We start from the raw sequence: 18,250 nt of genomic DNA, 5'->3' as shown, positions 1-18,250 counted from the left end.
CGTGCCCGCCTTACCCGCCCGGGCGGCGGGGCCCAGGGGCCCCCGGGCCCCCCCCCCCCCGCCCGGGGGGGGGGGGGGGGGCGCGCGCCCCCCCCCCCGCGACCGGTCGTCACCGGCGGCGGTCAGCCGGCCGGTTCGCGCTCCCAGACGTAGAAGCGCTGCGCCATGGCGTCCTTGGGGGAACGCCAGGTCTCGGGGTCGTACGCACTGACGTACGCGGCGAGCCGCTCGCTGACGTCCCGGAACTCGGGGTGCCCGGCGACCTTGGCGATGGCGGGACCGGGGTCGCGCTCGGCCTCGATCAGGTGCATGTACACATCGCCGAACTGGAAGAGGCTGCGCCGGGTCACGCCGACGAGCCGCGGCAGCTCTCCCCGGTCCGACTCCTCGAACACCTTGGCGATGTCGGGCGCCGATCCCGGGGCCATCCGGGCGACGATCAGAGCTTGGTGCATGGGATCGTTCTCCGTCCGGCTCAGTCGTTGCGAGCGCGCGCAGCACCGCCGTGCAGACCGTGCGTCGCACCGCGCTCCGCGGCGATCTTCTCGATGCGGTCCCGGATCAGCGCCATCTGCACCTTGGAGTTCCGGTTGATGTTGTCGGTCATCCACTCGTCGTCGACCGGCGCGTCAGGCTTCATCGCGAAGTCCTGCGTCCAGACCATCCGCGTGCCGGCCGGTACCTCCTCGTACCGCCAGTGGATGTCCATGTGGGCGAAGGGCCCCGTCTCGACCCGGCGGGCCTTGACGGTGAGCGACTCACGGTCCGGCTCGCGCTCCGAGACCCAGCTCCACACGGTGCCGTTCTCGTCGGGGTGCATGGTCAGCCGGAAGGTCGTCCGGTGGCCCTCCCGGGAGAGGATCTCGACGGAGGCGTACTCGCTGAACAGCTGCGGCCAGTTCTCCAGGTCGTTGGTCACCTCCCAGACCAGGTCCAGGGGCGCCGCGATGGTGATCTCGTTCTGCGTGTGTCCCGTCATTTCACGCTCCTGCCATGAGGGCACTGTTGACCAGGTCGAGGAACTGCCGGGGCGTCTTGCTGCGTTCGGCGTCCGGCGGCATCGGCGTGCCGTACCGGTTCTCCAGCTCGCCGACGATGCCCAGCAGGCCCAGCGAGTCGACGCCCATGGGCTCGAAGACCGCTCCGTCGCGGCGGAGTTCCTCCGGGGTGACGGTGGCACCGGCACACTTCTTCATGAGTTCGGCCAGCTCTTCCACAGTGATGCGGTCAGTCATGCCATTCCCTTTCCTTGCCTGTTCCGCGGCGCCTCACGACGAGGCGCCGGTGGCGCCGTGCCGTAGCACGAGCGCCGAGTTCGACCCCATGAGTCCCCGGCTCAGCAGCAGCGCCGTACGCACCTCGGCGGTACGGGCCCGGCCGGTCACCAGGTCGAGGTCGTGGCAGATGTCGACGACGTTGGGGGTGGGCGGGATCAGGCCGTGCTCCATCGACAGCACCGCTGTCGCGGCGTCCGTCAGCGGTGCCGCGCAGTAGGCCCTGCCGATCCCCGTCTTCGGGGCGGTGACGGGCACCCGGGTGCCGTGGGCGCCGAGCGCGTCGGCGATGGCCAGGGCCTCGGCGCGGTCCGCCTCCGGTACGCCGAGGGCGTCGGCGAAGACCACGTCGATCTCCTCGGGGACGCAGTCGGCCTCGGCCAGCGCTCCTCGGATGGCCTGGGCGAGGCCTTCCCGGGACTCCTCCCAGCGGGAGGCTCCGGTGAAGGTCGCCGCGTGCCCGGCCAGGTGGGCCCGCACGCGCACACCCCGTTCCCGGGCCGTGCACTCCGACTCCACCACGACCATGGCGCCACCCTCCGCGGGCACGAAACCACTGGCCGTGGACGTGAACGGGCGGTAGGCGCAGGCCGGGTCGTCGACCGTGCTGAGTTCCCGGTAGCCGAGTTGGCAGACCACCGAGTAGGGCGCGATGGGCGCCTCGGTCGCCCCGGCCACGATCACGTCGGTGCCGCGCCGCACGGCCCGCGCCGCGTGAGCGAGGGCGTCCAGGCCGCCGGCCTCGTCGGCGGCGACGACCGAGCAGGGGCCCTTGAAGCCCCGGCGGATGGAGATCTGGCCGGTGCTGGCGGCGTAGAACCACGCGATGGACTGGTAGGGGCCCACGAAACGGCTGCCCTTGCCCCACAGCTGCTGGAGTTCGCGCTGTCCGAACTCGCCGCCGCCGGAACCGGCCGCGGTGACCACGCCCACCGAGAACGGCACCTCGTCGGTCTCGGACCGGTGCAGCCCGGCATCGTCCAGGGCGAGGTCGGCCGCTGCCATCGCGAAGTGGGTGAACCGGTCGGTCTGGACCAGGAAGCGTTCCTCGATCGCCGCCGACGGATCGAAGTCGCGCACCTGGCCCGCCACACGCAGCGGCAGGTGTTCGCAGCCGTCCCGGGTGATCCGGTCCAGGGCACTGATGCCCTCCCTGGTGGACTTCCAGAAGGTCTCCGTACTGGCTCCGTTGGGCGCGACCACACCGATTCCCGTGACGGCCGCGCGCCGTGTCCGGGGTTCGCTCATCGTGTCTTCTCCCTCGGCCGGTTCATCACCACCGCGGACTGGAAGCCACCGAACCCGCTGCCTACCGAGAGCACGCTGGTCAGCTTGCGCTCGCGGGCGACGCGCGGGACGTAGTCCAGGTCGCACTCGGGATCGGGGGTCTCGTAGTTCGCGGTCGGCGGTACCACCTGGTGGGCCAGGGCCAGCACACAGGCGACGAGTTCGATCGCTCCGATGGCACCCAGGGAGTGGCCCACCATCGACTTGATGGAACTCATGGGGGTCTCGTAGGCGTGAGCGCCCAGGACCCGTTTCACCGCGGCGGTCTCGTGGCGGTCGTTCTGCTTGGTGCCCGACCCGTGCGCGTTGACATAGTCGATCGCGGTGGGGTCGAGCCCCGCGAGATCGAGGGCGTCCTCGATGGCCCGGGCCATCTCCAGGCCCTCACTGGTCAGACCGGTCATGTGGTAGGCGTTGCCGAAGGTGGCGTACCCGCCGAGCTCGCAGTACACGCGGGCGCCACGGGCCCTTGCGTGCTCCAGCTCCTCCAGGACCAGGACGGCGCCGCCCTCGCCCATGACGAATCCGTCCCGGTCCGCGTCGAAGGGACGCGAGGCATGGGCGGGGTCGTCGTTGTTGGGTGAGGTGGCCTTGATCGCGTCGAAGCAGGCCATGGTGATCGGGGAGATCGGCGAGTCCGAGGCGCCGGCCAGGCACACGTCGGCCCGGCCCTCCTGCACGGTGTGGAACGCGTACCCGACGGCGTCGAGGCCGGAGGTGCAGCCTGTGGAGACGGTCTGCACCGGGCCGCGCGCCCCGAAGCGCTCCGCCACGGTCGAGGCGAGCGTGCTGGGCGAGAACGCGCGGTGCAGGTCCGGGCCTGCCTTCCGGTGGTCCACGTCCCAGTGCTGTCCGCTGTTGCTGACGAGGACGTAGTCCTTCTCCAGCCGGGTGGTGCCGCCGACCGCGGTGCCCAGCGAGACCGCCACGCGCCACGGGTCCTCGGCGTCGAAGTCGAGTCCGGCGTCCCGTACCGCCTCGTCCCCCGCGACCATGGCGAACTGGATGTAGCGGTCGCACCGTTCGACGTCGTGTGTGTCCAGACCGTGGGCCGCGGGGTCGAAGTCGCACTCGGCGGCGATCCGTGAACGCAGACCGGCCGGGTCGAAGAACGTGATGGCCCGTGTCGCCGTACGTCCGGCGGCCAGCAGGTCCCAGAAGGCCGGTACGCCTATGCCGCCCGGTGCGACGATGCCTATGCCGGTGACCACCACGCGTCTCGTCATGACCGGACCTGACGTCGTGCGGCTGCCTCCGCTCCCACCACTGCGGACTCGGCGTCGGTCTCCTCGGTGTCGACGTGGCCCAGGGGCGGGCTCGGGGCCAGCGGACCGAGGTGGAAGACCAGCCGTGCCTCGACGTCGCCGACGTTGCGGAAGCGGTGGCGCACGTTGAGGGGGATCAGCAGACCCTGCTCCGGCTGGAGCGGGTGCGGCTCGCCGTCGAGGTCGACCTCCAGCCGCCCGCACACGACGTACACGAACTCCTCGGAGTACGGGTGGTAGTGCTCGGCGATGCGGTCACCGGGCTCGATGAGGGCCACGCCCATGAAACCGCTGGTGGCGCCGACCGCGGCCGGAGTCAGCATGGCGCGCAGGTCACCGCCTCGCCGCCGGTTGGGCTCGACGTCGCTCATGCTCACGATTCTGGGACGAGATGTGATCACGCGTTCCTCCGTTGATGTGCTGCACCACCGTGGGAGAGGCACCGCCTCTCCCACGAGACGGTGAATCAGGCGTCGGGCGACCGGCGGTCGGTGACGAGGTCCATGCGCGCGAGTTCCAGGAGGCGCGCCATGCCGCCTGCCCCGGACGCGGACGCCGGCGTGCCCGCGTCGTCCAGGAGCGTCGTGAGCTCGGCCGCCTGCGCCGAGTCGGTGAGGCCCAGGATCCGGACGGGGTCGGCGGCTTCGATCCCTTCCCGCACGTCGATGAGCCGTACGACGACGTCGTCGCGCTGGAAGATGGTGCTGCGCAGGACCGGGCTGTGCGGGTCGTCCGCCGCCGCCTCGTCCTGACGGGCCAGGAGTTCGGCCAGCTTCATGCCGAGGTCCGGCCGGGCCGGGTAGTACAGGGCGTACCGCTCGGCCTGGGGGTTCTGCCGCTCCGCCGTCACGTGGTGGACGGCCGGCAGCGCGGCCCTGGTGAAGAAGACCCGGGCGGACTCGGGGTCGTTGAGGTCCCGGTCCTGCTCCAGATGGGGGTTGATGGCCTCCTCGACGGCCCGCACCTCGGGCTGCCGGGCGACGTGGCGCAGGGCGGCCAGCAGGTCACCCCGCACCTCGATGGCCCGCACCACGCGGTTGCCGTGCATGAACAGGGAGGTGCGGCACAGCCGGGTGGTGTCGTCGACCTGCGGCTCGGGTGAGGCGTAGTCGGCGAGGATCTTGGCGACAATCTCCTCGCTGCCCGGCTTGACGGTGAAGGTGAGCGCGTGCCGGATGAGGCCGTCGCCGATCCTGGGGGCCGTCTGGAGCCGGCGCTCCTCCTGGCCGGGGTCGGCCGCCGGGCCGCCGGTCTCGCGGACGACGTGGAAGCGCAGGGAGCGGGTGTCGCGCACGCAGCTGTGCAGCGGCTCCACCATCCGCACGTGCTCCTCGCTGTTGACCCAGGCGAGGAACGGCGGGGCGCTCTCCCACTCGCTGGTGATGAGCCACTGGGAGGGGTTCTCGATCGACTGGCAGAGTTGGTCGCTGACATGTCCGGGTACGGACGCGACCTGGTTGCACAACTGCTCGTAGGCCTCCAGGAACTCCTGCTGGGCGCCGTCGTGGACGTCGACCAGGAGGACGACCCGGAGCCGGGACCCGTCGAACACGGACTGCGAGACGTGGTGCGACGCCTGCCGCGTTCGCGAACCTGCAACCCGTTCGGATGTGGTGGTCATCCTGAGCTCATCTCCTTCGCGGAGGGGAAAGTGAACGTTTGGCCGCAGTGATGCGACGTCAGCGTTCCTCGATCCTGTGCCCGTCCCCGCACATCGCGCGACTCGGATGAAGTACGTGAGTGACAGTGCCGGGGACGTCCGGTCGGGATGAGCGAAGGGACCTCGGCCGTCGAAGGGGTCCTCGACCCGCCGGCGCCGCTGTCCCCCGCACAGGTGATGTGCTGTGTCACCGCCTTCGCCACCGGCACCCGGTCACGCCGGTGGCGAAGGCGGCCGATGCCGCGACCTCGGGCGGTCACGCTCGGCGTGCGACACGAGCGAGCCCGCGGTGCCTCAGGCGACAGCCAGCCCGGTCCGCAGGACCTCGCGCAGCACCGCTTCGGCGTCCGCCTCGGGGCCCGGCGACCGCCATGCGACGAACCCGTCGGGCCGGACGAGCACGGCGCCGCCCGGTCCGGTGCCGTGGCGCTCCGCCCAGTCGACGCCGTCCTCGGGCACCAGGTCGGCCTGAGCTCCGGCGCCCACCCGGTACGACATGAGCGGAAGGGACAGCTCGTCGGCGATGCGGAGAGCGGCCTCATGCCACGCGGGGGCCTCCGCGGCGTCACTGAGCAGCACGAGGGACCGCTCGTAGAGGTCGAGCGTCGAGATCCGTTCGTCCCCGCGACGCACCCAGAGGTGCGGTGCCCTGCTGCCGGGTCCGCCGGACAGATCGAGGCCCTCCGGCACGACCGGGACCTCGGGGTCCGCGCCGACGACGGCGCCCTGCGGATAGCGGTAGCCGAGGGCCACGTTGAGGATGCCCTGCCGTGGGCCACCGCCGCCCGCTCCGGGCGGCGGGGCGAATCCGGGGTGGCTGTGTTCGGCCGACCGGGCCGCGGCACGCGCGCTGGTGGCCTCGGCTACGGGGCGGCGCTCGGCGTCGTAGCTGTCCAGGAGCCGCTCCCCCGCCCAGCCGTCGAGGACGGCGGCCAGCTTCCAGGCGAGGTTGTGCGCGTCCTGGATGCCGGTGTTGGACCCGAAGGCCCCGGTGGGGGACATCTCGTGGGCCGAGTCACCGGCGAGGAAGACACGGCCCGAGCGATAGCTGCTGGCGACCCTCTGGGCGGCGTGCCAGGGCGCCTTGCCGGTGATCTCCACGTCGAGGTCGGGGACGCCGACCGCCCGGCGGATGTGCTCGGTGCACCACTCGTCGGTGAATTCCTCCAGGGACTGCCCGTGCTCGGGGTGCCAGGGGGCGTGGAAGACCCAGTTCTCGCGGTTGTCCACCGGGAGCAGGGCGCCGTCGGCCTCCGGGTCGGTCAGGTAGCAGACGATGAAGTGCCGGTCACCCACGACGTCGGCGAGACGACGGGAGCGAAAGGTGAGGCTGACGTTGTGGAAGAGGTCGCCGGGCCCGCTCTGTGCGATGCCCAGCTGCTCACGCACGGGGCTGCGGGGGCCGTCGGCGGCGACGAGGTAGTCCGCGCGGATGGTGGTGTGTTCGCCGGTCTCGCGGCTCTTGACGACGGCGGTCACCCCGGTGGGGTCACTGTCGAACGACATCAGTTCGGTGGAGAAGCGAAGGTCGCCGCCGTAGCTGCGGGCGTGCTCGAGCAGGACCGGCTCGAGGTCGTTCTGGCTGCACAGGCACCAGGCGCTGGGGCTGAAGCGGGCCAGCCCGCCGCCCGGGTCGATGTCCTTGAACAGCCACTCACCCGCGTCGCCCACCAGGGTGGGCGCCTGCAGGATGCCGTGGTTGACGGACAGGGTGGCGGCCGCCTCGTGGATCGCCTCCTCCACACCCGCCACCCGGAACAGCTCCATGGTGCGGACGTTGTTGCCTCGTCCACGGGGGTGGATGGAGGTGCCCGCGTGGCGCTCCACCAGCAGGTGCGGTACACCCAGCCGTCCCAGGAACAACGAGGTCGACAGGCCGACCAGGGAGCCGCCCACGATGAGGACCGGGACGTCGATGGTCTGGGGGCCCGCCTGTCCGGCTCGTTGGTTCATCACTCTCGCCTCCAGTGCGTCGATGCCGCCGACCCAGCCGGATACGGCGGAGATCCTCATGCATGCCCCGGGACGATGACAGCGGCTCAGGCTTCACCCGCGTGCTGCGCGGCGCGGCCCTCCGGGCCCTTTGCCCCGGCGGAACCACGACGGGCGTCCGCGACCTCTGCGCGCCGAGTGGGCGATCCGTCCACGGAGTGCGAGGCCCGGGGCCCGATGCTGGAATGGTGGCGGGGGCGGTAGGAGAACAGCCGCGAGGACCAGAGGTGACGCCGTGAGCGAGGAACTCGAAGAAGTGGGGCCCATCGACTACCTGGTCGTCGAGTTCCCCAGGAACCGCATGACCGGCGAGGGCTTCCCCCTGCTCGTCGATCTGGTGGACCGCGGTCTGATCCGGATCCTGGACCTGATGTTCGTCAGGAAGGACGAGGACGGAACCGTGACCGGCATGGAGATCGCCGACCTCACCGGTGACGGCGCTCTGGACCTGGCCGTGTTCGAGGGCGCCTCCTCGGGCCTGCTGGGCCAGGACGACCTCGAGGAGGCGGCCACCGCGCTGGAACCCGGGTGCTCCGCCGGCATCCTGGTCTACGAGAACGTATGGGCCGCGCCGTTCGCCGCCGCCCTGCGCCGCGGCGGGGCCAGGCTGGTCGCCTCGGGACGCATCCCGGTCAATGCCGTCGTCGCCGCCCTCGACGAGATCGAAGCCGCTCGCTGAGCGGCGTTCGACCACGCTGAACGGCCAGAAGGGAACGCAGTCATGCCAGGTCTTCTTCGCGGAGTCGCGCGCACCGCCGTCGTCGCGGGTACGGCGACCGCCGTGTCGAACCGCGTCACACGGCGACAGCAGGGGCGATGGGCGGCACAGCAGGGCTACGGGGAGTACTCACCCGAGCCCCCGGCTGCCGCCGCGCCGTCGGCCCCGGACATGACGGACAAGATCGAACAGCTGAAGCAGCTCGGTGAGCTCAGGACCCAAGGGGTGCTCACGGAGGCCGAATTCGAGGAGCAGAAGCGCAGGCTCCTGCAAGCGTGATCGAGGTCGGCCCCCCGAGGCCGGCGTGATCAAGGTCGGCCCCGGGCCGCGGGTCGTGTTGAGGACCGACTTGGCGGACCGACGGCGGATCGTGCGAAGAAAGAAGGAAAAGGGGGAAGGGCCGCTTCGACCTCCCCAGGTGTCGCAGCCCTTCCCGTCCGGCTGGAAGCGCTTACCCCGATATCCGGGTCTCATGCCTCACTTCTTCGGGCATGACTCTCGAGTCAGTCACGCTGCTCTTCCAGGGCACCGATCAGCTCCCTGAGCGCCGGCAGCGCCTCCTCGATGGCCCGTCGCCTGTCGGGCGCGAGGGCGGCGAGGGCCTGCCTCAGCTCCTGCGTGCTCACTCGGTCGTACCGGCCGAGCAGGTCCAGCGCACGAGGCGAGGCCACGAGCGTCACCGTGCGCAGATCGGTGGACGACGGCCTGCGCTCGACGAGACCCGACGCGGTCATCACGCGGACCAGATTGCTGACCGTCGAGGAGGCCACGCGCAGACGGGTCGCGACCTCACCCGGCGCGAGGGGCCCGGCCTCGGACAGGATCCTCAGGAGTTCGATCTGGGCCTCGGGAAGATCCGGCAGGTCTTCCGCGCGGCGGGTGCGCAGCAGCATGGCCCGCCGCAGGGGTCCGATGAGGCGGCCGAGATCAGTCGCGGTGTCCATGTGCTCATGATGTCCACTACATGGTTTTGCCACAAAATCTTTTTGTGACAAAGCAAATGACCGCACGGCAGCACGGCACTACACCTATGCGCAGGGTTGCGCTCAAGATCGATTGTCAGTGGTGGGTGAGAAGGTAGGAACATCAAGCCGGAACGAGGGGGAGCTGTGATGTCCGCAACCCAGAACTACATCAACCACGTTGCTCTGGTGCTGGATGCCAGTTCATCGATGTCGCACCTGAGCGGCAAGGTCGTAGAGGTAGCCGACCAGCAGATCGCGTACCTCGCACGCCGTTCGAGGGAGCTCGACCAGGAAACGCGCGTCACGGTGTACGTCTTCGCCGACAAGGTGGAGTGCGTCATCTACGACAAGGACGTGCTGCGCATGCCGTCACTGAAGCAGCTGTACCGGACCGGGGGGATGACCGCCCTCCTGGCGGCCGCACTGAAATCACAGAGCGAGCTGGCCCAGACGGCCCAACTGTACGGCGACCACAGCTTCCTGACGTTCGTCCTGACCGACGGACAGGAGAACGCGAGCCACCGCTGCCCGGACACCCCCGCCACGGACCCACGTCAACTGGTCCAGGCCGTGGCGGAGATGATCCGCACACAGCAGGACAACTGGACGCTGGCGGTCCTGGTGCCCGACCAGATGGGCAAGCGCGAGGCCATGCAGTGCGGGTTCCCCAAGGACAACATCGCCATATGGGACGCAACCAGCACGCAGGGCCTGGAGGAGGCCGGGCAGGTCATCCGGCAGGCCACCGAGAACTTCATGATGGGCCGCACCCAGGGCATCCGGGGCTCGCGCGCGGTGTTCTCCACGGGAGCCGAAGCGGTCAACGAGGACACCATCAAGGCAGCCGGCCTCACCCCGGCCGACCCGTCGAAGTACCAGCTGATCCCGGTGGCCCGCGACGCGGCGATCAGGGAATGGGTCATCGAATGCGGGCACACCTACCGGACCGGTGCCGCCTACTACCAGTTGAGCAAGTCGGAGAAGATCCAGGCGCAGAAGCAGATCGCGGTGCTGGAGAAGAAGACCGACCGCGTGTACACCGGTCCTCAGGCTCGTGCCCTTCTGGGGCTGCCCAACGCGGAAGTGCGCGTCAAGCCCGACCACAACGAGCACTTCACGATCTTCGTGCAGAGCACCAGCGTCAACCGGAAGCTCGTGCCCAACACGCGGCTGCTGCTCATGCTCTGACCGTCCGCCGGCCGACGGGGGTGTCGGAAGCCGGCTCCCGGCACCCCGTCACGATGTTCGATCCGGGCGTTCCGTCAGCAAGGGCCCGGCGACAGGCCGAGTTCGCGTGCGCCGAGCGGGGTGAAGAAGCGCTCCACGTCGGCATCGGTGACCTCGGCCAGGGTCTTCGGTGACCAGCGCGGCGTGCGGTCCTTGTCGACGACCTGGGCGCGGATCCCCTCCACCAGGTCGGAGGTGTCCAGGGCGGCGCAGGAGACGCGGTACTCCTGGTCCAGGACGGGCTCCAGCCGGCCGAGCTCCCGGGCACGGCGCAGGGAGGCGAGGGTGACCTTGAGGGCGGTCGGCGACCTGCCGAGCAGGGTCCGCGCGGCCTCTTCGGCGGCGGGGTCGCCGTGCGCGAGCAGCCGACGGACGATCTCCTCGACGGTGTCGGCGGAGTAGCAGGCGTCGATCCAGACGCGCCGGGCCGCCAGGACACCCTCCGGCGGCGCCTGTGCACGGCCGGCCAGGGCCTGCTCCGCGGGGAGTTCGGCCAGGGCGTCGAGGAGGCCGGGCAGCAAGGACGTCGGCACGAAGCGGTCGGCAAGTCCGCACAGCATCGCGTCGCCGGCGCCGATCTGAGCGCCCGTCAGGGCCAGATGGGTGCCCAGCTCACCGGGCGCGGCGGCGAGCAGGTGGGTGCCACCCACGTCCGGCACGAAACCGATTCCCGTCTCCGGCATGGCGACCCGGGACCGCTCGGTGACGACGCGGACGTCGCCGTGCGCCGACACACCGACCCCGCCGCCCATCACAATGCCGTCCATCACGGCGACGTACGGCTTGGGGTAGCGGGCGATCCGGGCGTTGAGGCGGTACTCGTCGCGCCAGAACAGGGCCGAGGCGGTGCCGTCGCCGTCGCGGGCGTCGTCATGGATGGCCCGGATGTCACCGCCGGCGCACAGGCCGCGCTCCCCGGCGCCGGTGATCACGACGGTCTCCACGGCGGGGTCCCGCTCCCACGCGCTCAGCGCCTCGTCGATGCGGCGGACCATGACGTGGGTGAGTGCGTTGAGGGCCCGCGGCCGGTTGAGCGTGATGTGGGCGGCGCGTCCCCTGGTGTGGAAGAGGACGGGTTCCGCTTTCCCGGCTCCGCTCATCGGAACGTCTCCCCCGGGTCGTGGACCACCGTGACGTGCATGTGCTGTCGCTTCCTTCCCATTGAGCTGGAGGGTACTTCGTGCCCCTCGCCGGTGATCTCCCAGGGGGCGGGCGCCGTTCGCCGCTCGGCCCGTGTGCGCTAGATTTTGCCTCTCCTTGACCGCGATCACTCATGATCCCTACGTTTCGGAGTTGGCATCCCCATGAGCGACATCGTCAACGGACTCGGCCGGGCCACTGCATACGGCGGTCTGGGACTGGTTCTGTTGCTCCTCGGCATCGTCCTGGTCGACGTGCTGACACCCGGGAAGCTCGGCCGGCAGATCTGGCAGGAGCGCAATCGCAACGCCGCGACGGTCCTCAGCTCCGCACTGCTCGGTATCGGCGGCATCGTGTTCACGTCCATCTGGACGACGTACGAGGACTTCGGCAAGGGGCTCGTCTCGACCGCGGCGTTCGGGGTGCTGGGTCTGGTCATGATGGCGGTGGCCTTCCTGGTGGTGGACCTGGTCACGCCGGGACGCCTGGGTGCCACGCTGGTCGAGGCCGAGCCCCACCCCGCGGTCTGGGTGACGGCGTCCTGCAACCTCGCCGTTTCCGCGCTCATTTCGGCCTCCATCGCCTGAACCGCCCTTCCTGACGGGCCTGTCAGCGGTTTCAGCGGTTGTTGGGCAACAACCCTCGCGGCACAGTGAACGCACAGCCGCCGTCCTTCCTCTTGCAGGGCGAAACCCGCAACCGAGAGGAAACTGCTGTGCGTTCACGTAGACGTTTGCGTCCGCTCCTGTACCCGGCCGGGTCGGTGGTCCTGGCCATGGCCGCCGCCGGTTCCGTGCTGGCGGGACCGGCCGGCTCCGCCGTGGCCGCCGAGTCGGGCGGGCGCGCCGATCTGCGGGCGGATGTGAACCGCGACGGGCGGGTCGATGTCACCACCGGCAGCGACACCAAGGGCGAGGACGGCTGGTCCGTCGAGCGTGGAGCTCTGTACCTGCCCAACATCGATGACGACGCCAAGCGGTGCCCGGTGTCCGGGCCCGGTGGCGCCCCGCTGTCCGACGCCAAGCTGGCCGCCTGCAACGACGGTTCCGACACGAAGGTCAACGGCACCGCGGACGCCGCCGACCTGGCCCGGATCCGTTCCGTGCCGCTGCCGGATCTTCCCTCCGGGGCGACGGGCAGCCTGAAGGTGGCGGCGGGGGGTGAGCACGTGCACCTCTTCCTCAAGCGGGACGGCAAGTGGGTCCTGGTGACGTCCGGGACCCGGCTGACGGCCGCCGAGTTGCGTACCGGTGCGGAGTTCGGTGTCGAGGCGACCGATGTCGTCCGGGACCGTGCGAAATGGGACGGCCGAGCGGTGGTCCGGCTGACCGTGACGACCGGGCAGAAGTCCACCTCCGACGCGGTGACCCTGCGTGTGGCACCGCTGCTGACGCAGCATCACCTTCAGGACACCCGGCAGGTGATGGTGACCAAGGTGCAGGGCGACGGCCCGGACAGCCGCCTGCAGCGGACGTTCGTCACCGCCCTCGAGAAGGAGGTCCGGAAGGCCGGCATCACCACGCCGCTGGTGACCTTCGAGAAGTACGCCGACCGGTGGGCGCAGGACTTCGTCGAGCCGGCCTACGTCAGCATGACCGGGCCGGACGGCCGGCGGCAGGTGATGCGCGTGATGCTGCGTTCCGCCCAACCGGACCGGGACGCGGGCCGGGAGCTCTTCGAGAGGATGCGCGGCCGGGACATCGGCGTCGTGCAGGTGACCGACCGGGCGGAGCCGGACGACTGGTCGCTCAACTCCATGGGGAACCTGGAGACCATACCGCCCTACACGCACGGGGGACGTTCCTTCCCGGCCGGGCGGATCATCATGGGCGAGCGCAAGGACAGCGGGGCGCGTCCGTCGAAGGTCATGCGGACGCTGCTCACGTCGCAGGGGTTGCAGGACCCGCTGCTGCTGGACACCTCGTGGCTCGGGGTGGGGCACGTCGACGAGTTCGTGCAGTTCCTGCCTGCCGACACGCCGCGGGGCTGGCGGATCGGCGTCGCCGACCCGCAGGCGGGGCTGAAGCTGTTGCGCGACGCCAAGCGGGACGGGCACGGCGGCACGAAGATGTTCTCCGTCCCGGGCCGCAGTGACGCTCCGGCCCCCAAGGAGACCATCGACCAGGCGCTCGCCTCCCGTCATCTGGTGGCCGACAACGAGATGGCGGCGCGGCGCATCGCGGCCAACCTGGAGATCCTCAAGCGCGAGACGGGCGTCACCGACGCGGAGATCGTGCGGGTGCCGGCGCTGTACACCCGCGACTCGGAGGCACTGACCGCCGAGGGTCAGGAGATCCCCGTGCCGCGCCTGACGCGCATGGGCGCCGGTTCCGACCTCGTGGACAGTCTCGGGGATCACGGCCAGCAGAAGTGGCTCGCCGAGAATCCGGCCGCCGGACGTGCCGGGGCAGCGGCGACGGTGACGACCAGTGCGTACGTTCCCGGTGCGGTCAACGGCGTGCTGCTGACCCGCGACCGCTACCTCGCCCCGCGCCAGTGGGGCCCGGTCATCGCCGGCAAGGACATCTTCACGCAGGCCGTCACCGCCGCCTACGAGAAGGTCGGTCTGAAGGTGTCGTACATCGACGACTGGTACACGTACCACCTGGGGATGGGCGAGGTGCACTGTGGCACCAACACCCTGCGCGACGCGGCGTCCGCGTGGTGGCGGCAAGGGTAGACGACCGGGGCTCAGCCTCGCCGCGCCGGGGCCGGATCGGTCATCAAGAGCACCGGAGCACCACAACCGATCCGGCCCCGGCGCCCCTTCCGTCTCAGGGCCCCGCCGCCCGTGCCCCGCCCGATGGCAGTGGCCTTCACAGAAGCCCGGCGACCCGGCGGAGCGCCGCCCGGCTGTCGGGCCGGAGCAGTTCCTCCGGCAGCGTCGCCACCACATCCGCGTGCCGCGCGAACACGTCCCTGCACCGCTCACGCTCGGGATGATCACTGTCACTGCCATACCACCACGTCATGGCCTCGCTACCGGGGAGCAAGCGGTCGATCGCTGCCTCCTTGGCGGACATGTCCGTCCGGGGGCCCCTCCCGCCGTACGTCCCCGGTCGAGCGGAATCCACGACGGGTGAAGCCCGACGCACACGCCGTGCGAGTGCCGCGGAATCACCGTCTCGACTCGGGGTGGGACACGAGAGGGCCGTCGCACACTCACCCGCCTCGGGTGAGGCAGCCTGTTGCTTGCCGTGGGCACGCTGATGAGGACACCGGAACGGGTCGGAGCGCGGCCTGCACCAAAGGGCGTCGCTTCGCTCACACCGCTCCCCGAGCATCGCAAACGAGGCGCACGATGACCGCGACAGACACTCAACCGTCACACAGGGCGAGGGACGAATGGGCCACCGGCCTGACCGCCTTCGCGGCTGTGATGCTCTTCCTGGTCGGCCTGCTCGATATCTTCCGGGGCATCATGGCCATCGCCGAGGACGACATCTTCGTGACGACCCGCAATTACGTGTTCGAGTTCGACCTGACCGGCTGGGGCTGGGTCCACCTCGCCCTGGGCGTACTCGCCGTGATCGTCAGCCTGGGGCTGCTCAAGACGGCGATGTGGGCCCGCGTCCTGGGCGTGGCCATCGCAGGACTCGTCATCATCGCCAACTTCCTCTCCCTGCCGCAGTACCCGGTGTGGTCGGTCGTGATGATCGCTCTCTCGGGCTTCATCATCTGGGCTCTGTGCGTCGTGCCGCGCGACAACCTCCTCGAGCCGTCTGAGGAGGCCTCCTGGCGCGAGCGCGACGACATGTACCGTCCCACAGCCGCTCCGCGCCCGCCGCGCTGACGCCCGCGACCCCGCTGATCTGACGCCGAAAGCGCAGGTCAGCGGGGCGTCGGCGCGGTCTGCCGTGCGGCTCGTCGGCAAGGCTGGGATGCTGAGGATGAAGCGCTGCCCATGACGTGGCCCTGACCGACAGGGGTGATGAGCGCCGTGGCGGAAATCCATGAGAATGTCCAAGGATCGGCGGTTCACCTCGTTCCGGCACTGTCGCGCACCGATCCCCTGGGGGATCCGTTTCTGCGCACCCGGTTCGCCCTCCCCGCGAGGCCCCACACGTTCCTGCGCCGTCGGCGGCTCGTGGACCACCTCGACCAGGCCCTGAGGACTCCACTGACTCTCCTCAACGGGCCCGCCGGAGCCGGCAAGACCCTGCTGGCCGCGGACTGGGCCTCGGCACTGGGCCCTCCGGTCGCCTGGCTCACCTGCGATGTGGGCGATTGCCGTCCCGGCGTGTTCTGGGCCTACGTGCTGCAGGCGCTGCGGGCCTGCGGCGCACCGGCGTCCGAGGCCGTCGGCGCACCCGTGGACGCCGCCGGTGTGGACCGCAGGCTCCTGTCGGCACTGGCGGGCGATCTGAACGGCCGGGAGCGGCCGGTCGTCCTCGTGCTCGACGAGTACGACCGCGTGACGGATGCGACGGTCGCCGAGCAGCTCGAGTTCGTCCTGCACCACGCCGGCCCGGGACTGCACCTCGTGCTCGTCACCCGCACCGAACCACTGCTCCCCTTGCACCGCTACCGGGCGGCCGGTGATCTGACGGAGATCCGCTCCGCCGAACTGGCCTTCACCCCGGAAGAGGCCGCCACGCTGCTGGAACTGCACGGTCTGAGCCTGCCGGTGCAGGCGGCGCGGAACCTGGTCGACCGCACACAGGGCTGGGCCGCCGGCCTGAGCCTGTCCGCCCTGGCCGCCCGGGAGACGTCCGACCCCGAGCTCTATCTGAAGGAGTTCGAGGCGGATCGCAGCACCGTGGCGGACTTCCTGCTGGCCGAGGTCCTCAAGAGGCAGACGCCGGAGACACAGGATCTCCTGCTGCGCGTCAGCGTCCTGGAGCGCTTCTGTCCCGATCTGGCCGACGAGCTGACCGACCGTGCCGACGCCGAGCCCCTCCTCGCCGGGCTGCACCGGGAGAACGCGTTCGTCGAGCGTCTCGGGCACTCGTGGTACCAGCTCCACCCGCTGTTCGGGGAAATACTGCGGGCACACCTGCGCGTCCGCCTGCCCGGGCTGGAGCCGGAACTGCACCGACGGGCCGCGCGGTGGCTGCACCGGCACGGCTTCCTGCCGGAGACACTCGCCCACAGCGCCGCCGCGGGCGACTGGGACCTCACCGCCGGTGCCCTCGTGGACGATCTCGCGATCGGGCTGCTCTTCACGGGTCCGAGCTCGGAGAACCTCTCGCGGCTGTTCTCCCACATGGGGCCCGAGGCGAGGAGCCCGGCCACCTGTCTCGTGCGTGCGGCCCGTGACCTGTCCCGGCACGACCTCGATCACGGCCTGGCCGGCCTGCGCCGCGCCGAGGAGCAGCTCGCCCACGAGGGCGACGACACGCACGACGCGGCGGCCGCCCGGCTGAGCTGTGCCCTGCTGGAGGCCCTGGCCGCCCGCCTGAACGGCTCTCCCCCGGAGGTCGAGAAGGCCGCCGAATCGGCCGCTGAGCTGAGGCAGGAGGTTCCGGTTCACCTGCTGGACAAGCATCCCGAACTGACCGCCCTGCTGATGACCCACGTGGGCTCCACGCTCCTGTGGGCCGGGCGCTACGAGGACGCGCGTGCCGTCCTGACCAATGTGGCCGGCGCGCCCGGCGGGTCCTCCACCGCGCTGCCCCGGGAAGAGGCGCTGGGGCATCTGGCCCTGCTCGACTACATGAACGGCTGGCCCGGCCGGGCCGAGCGCAAGGCACTGGCCGCGGTGTCCGAGGCGGACCGGCCCGGAGCGCCCCGACCGTCCGGGTCCGGGATCGGGAGGCTGGTCCTGGCCGCGGTCGCGGTGGACCGCGACGAACTGAGCCGGGCGCAGGCCCTCATCGACGAGACCACCGAGCCCCCCTCCAAAACGCCCGATCCGGTGCTGGCAGCGGGGCACGCCCTTGCCGCGGCGCGCCTGTTGATGGCCCGGGGCAAGGTGCGGGCCGCTGTCGAGGCGGCGGACCCGGCCGTCCCCGCTGCCGTGGCCTCCCCCTGGGCGCGGAGCCACGAAGCGCTCGTCACCTCGGCCGCCCATCTGGCCGAGGGACGGCCCGACGAGGCCGCCGAGGTACTGCGGGCCGTCTCCGGCGACCAGCCCGTGCATGCCGTGGAGGCCGCAGCGATCCAGCTCGCCGCCCGGCGTCCCGCTGCGGCCTTCGACCTGCTCGACAGTGTCCACGCCGAGGGACGCACCGGCCCGGCGGTGACGGTGCGGGCAGCGCTGGTACGGGCCCGGGCCACCGCCGCGGCCGGCGACGGGGCGACAGCCCGCAAGCTCGTAGCACAGGCACTGCTCGACGCCCGCCGCGAGCGGCTGCGACGTCCGTTCCTGGACGCCGGAGCGTGGATCCGGCCTCTCCTCGCCACGGCTCAGCTGCACGACCTGGCGGCAGGCTGGCTGACACCCGCCGCGCCCGCGCAGGGCGAGGGGACCCGGCCGGAGCAACCGCCCGCACCGCTCGTGGCGGTGGAGCTGAGCGCGCGCGAGCACGACGTCCTGGACCGGGTGGCCCGCATGATGTCGACCGAGGAGATCGCCGCCGATCTCTGCCTGTCGGTCAACACGGTGAAGACCCATCTGAAGAGCGTCTACCGGAAACTCGCGGTGAACCGGCGCGGCGAAGCGGTACGCCGCGCACGCGACCTCCGGATGCTCTGAGCCCTCTGCCGATCACCGCGCCGCAGGCCCGCACTTCCCCCTTCGTGGGTGAGGCGTACGGCGCGCACATCGGGTGCCATGGGGA

Annotated in this window: 18 protein-coding genes; 7 read left to right on the top strand and 11 right to left on the bottom strand. The window is 70.8% G+C overall.

Going from position 1 to position 18,250, the window contains the following annotated elements:
- Positions 1–122: 122 nt before the first annotated feature.
- From ACFZDI_RS09795 to ACFZDI_RS09760, 8 genes are all read right to left on the bottom strand, one after another.
- Positions 123–455, bottom strand: coding sequence for a TcmI family type II polyketide cyclase (locus tag ACFZDI_RS09795; RefSeq protein ID WP_234848426.1), 333 nt, complete (start codon positions 453–455; stop codon positions 123–125).
- A gap of 20 nt (positions 456–475) precedes the next feature.
- Complete coding sequence (locus ACFZDI_RS09790; protein ID WP_234848427.1) at positions 476–979, bottom strand: SRPBCC family protein; 504 nt, start codon at positions 977–979, stop codon at positions 476–478.
- A gap of 1 nt (position 980) precedes the next feature.
- A complete protein-coding gene (locus ACFZDI_RS09785) occupies positions 981–1,235 on the bottom strand; it encodes an acyl carrier protein (protein ID WP_234848428.1) in 255 nt (84 codons plus the stop codon).
- A gap of 33 nt (positions 1,236–1,268) precedes the next feature.
- Positions 1,269–2,522 carry a beta-ketoacyl synthase N-terminal-like domain-containing protein gene (locus ACFZDI_RS09780; RefSeq protein ID WP_391249038.1) on the bottom strand — a complete coding sequence of 418 codons (1,254 nt, stop codon included), beginning with the start codon at positions 2,520–2,522 and terminating at the stop codon, positions 1,269–1,271.
- Positions 2,519–3,787: a beta-ketoacyl-ACP synthase II gene (locus ACFZDI_RS09775; RefSeq protein ID WP_391249036.1), complete on the bottom strand. Its 1,269-nt coding sequence runs from the start codon at positions 3,785–3,787 to the stop codon at positions 2,519–2,521. The genes ACFZDI_RS09780 and ACFZDI_RS09775 overlap by 4 nt, the downstream gene beginning before the upstream one ends.
- Positions 3,784–4,227 carry a cupin domain-containing protein gene (locus tag ACFZDI_RS09770; RefSeq protein ID WP_372486653.1) on the bottom strand — a complete coding sequence of 148 codons (444 nt, stop codon included), beginning with the start codon at positions 4,225–4,227 and terminating at the stop codon, positions 3,784–3,786. The genes ACFZDI_RS09775 and ACFZDI_RS09770 overlap by 4 nt, the downstream gene beginning before the upstream one ends.
- A gap of 65 nt (positions 4,228–4,292) precedes the next feature.
- The gene (locus ACFZDI_RS09765) at positions 4,293–5,447 is read right to left on the bottom strand and encodes a SchA/CurD-like domain-containing protein (protein ID WP_234848432.1); all 1,155 of its coding nucleotides are present in this window, start codon (positions 5,445–5,447) and stop codon (positions 4,293–4,295) included.
- Between the two features lie 333 nt (positions 5,448–5,780).
- The gene (locus ACFZDI_RS09760) at positions 5,781–7,439 is read right to left on the bottom strand and encodes an FAD-dependent monooxygenase (RefSeq protein ID WP_391249533.1); all 1,659 of its coding nucleotides are present in this window, start codon (positions 7,437–7,439) and stop codon (positions 5,781–5,783) included.
- Positions 7,440–7,713: 274 nt separating this feature from the next.
- On the opposite strand from ACFZDI_RS09760, the gene ACFZDI_RS09755 reads away from it, so the two are divergent.
- Entirely contained in the window at positions 7,714–8,157 is a 444-nt protein-coding gene (locus ACFZDI_RS09755; protein WP_391249033.1) for a DUF6325 family protein, read from the top strand.
- A gap of 42 nt (positions 8,158–8,199) precedes the next feature.
- Positions 8,200–8,475 carry an SHOCT domain-containing protein gene (locus ACFZDI_RS09750; RefSeq protein ID WP_234848434.1) on the top strand — a complete coding sequence of 92 codons (276 nt, stop codon included), beginning with the start codon at positions 8,200–8,202 and terminating at the stop codon, positions 8,473–8,475.
- Positions 8,476–8,699: 224 nt separating this feature from the next.
- Here the strand turns inward: ACFZDI_RS09750 and ACFZDI_RS09745 are convergent, their stop codons facing one another.
- Complete coding sequence (locus tag ACFZDI_RS09745; RefSeq protein ID WP_391249031.1) at positions 8,700–9,140, bottom strand: MarR family transcriptional regulator; 441 nt, start codon at positions 9,138–9,140, stop codon at positions 8,700–8,702.
- Positions 9,141–9,308: 168 nt separating this feature from the next.
- On the opposite strand from ACFZDI_RS09745, the gene ACFZDI_RS09740 reads away from it, so the two are divergent.
- Positions 9,309–10,349 carry a vWA domain-containing protein gene (locus ACFZDI_RS09740; protein ID WP_234848436.1) on the top strand — a complete coding sequence of 347 codons (1,041 nt, stop codon included), beginning with the start codon at positions 9,309–9,311 and terminating at the stop codon, positions 10,347–10,349.
- Positions 10,350–10,423: 74 nt separating this feature from the next.
- On the opposite strand, the gene ACFZDI_RS09735 is transcribed toward ACFZDI_RS09740, so the two are convergent.
- Positions 10,424–11,488 (bottom strand): 3-hydroxyisobutyryl-CoA hydrolase, encoded by a 1,065-nt coding sequence (locus ACFZDI_RS09735; RefSeq protein WP_391249028.1) that lies wholly within the window; start codon positions 11,486–11,488, stop codon positions 10,424–10,426.
- A 204-nt stretch (positions 11,489–11,692) separates the two neighbouring features.
- Between ACFZDI_RS09735 and ACFZDI_RS09730 the strand changes: the two genes are divergently transcribed.
- Together ACFZDI_RS09730 and ACFZDI_RS09725 are read left to right on the top strand one after the other, a co-directional pair.
- Positions 11,693–12,115: a DUF350 domain-containing protein gene (locus ACFZDI_RS09730; protein ID WP_352101660.1), complete on the top strand. Its 423-nt coding sequence runs from the start codon at positions 11,693–11,695 to the stop codon at positions 12,113–12,115.
- 188 nt (positions 12,116–12,303) lie between these two features.
- Positions 12,304–14,208: a protein-arginine deiminase family protein gene (locus tag ACFZDI_RS09725; RefSeq protein ID WP_391249531.1), complete on the top strand. Its 1,905-nt coding sequence runs from the start codon at positions 12,304–12,306 to the stop codon at positions 14,206–14,208.
- A 136-nt stretch (positions 14,209–14,344) separates the two neighbouring features.
- Here the strand turns inward: ACFZDI_RS09725 and ACFZDI_RS09720 are convergent, their stop codons facing one another.
- A complete protein-coding gene (locus ACFZDI_RS09720; protein WP_391249025.1) occupies positions 14,345–14,551 on the bottom strand; it encodes a hypothetical protein in 207 nt (68 codons plus the stop codon).
- 278 nt (positions 14,552–14,829) lie between these two features.
- Between ACFZDI_RS09720 and ACFZDI_RS09715 the strand changes: the two genes are divergently transcribed.
- Positions 14,830–15,321: a hypothetical protein gene (locus ACFZDI_RS09715; RefSeq protein ID WP_234848440.1), complete on the top strand. Its 492-nt coding sequence runs from the start codon at positions 14,830–14,832 to the stop codon at positions 15,319–15,321.
- A gap of 138 nt (positions 15,322–15,459) precedes the next feature.
- Positions 15,460–18,165, top strand: coding sequence for a LuxR C-terminal-related transcriptional regulator (locus ACFZDI_RS09710; protein WP_391249023.1), 2,706 nt, complete (start codon positions 15,460–15,462; stop codon positions 18,163–18,165).
- The last annotated feature ends 85 nt before the right edge of the window (positions 18,166–18,250 follow it).

The organism is Streptomyces sp. NPDC007907 (genome assembly GCF_042959365.1).
GTDB lineage: Bacteria > Actinomycetota > Actinomycetes > Streptomycetales > Streptomycetaceae > Streptomyces > Streptomyces indiaensis.
The sequence above is the reverse complement of the archived record's forward strand: the minus strand, read 5'-3'. Positions and strand labels throughout refer to the sequence as shown.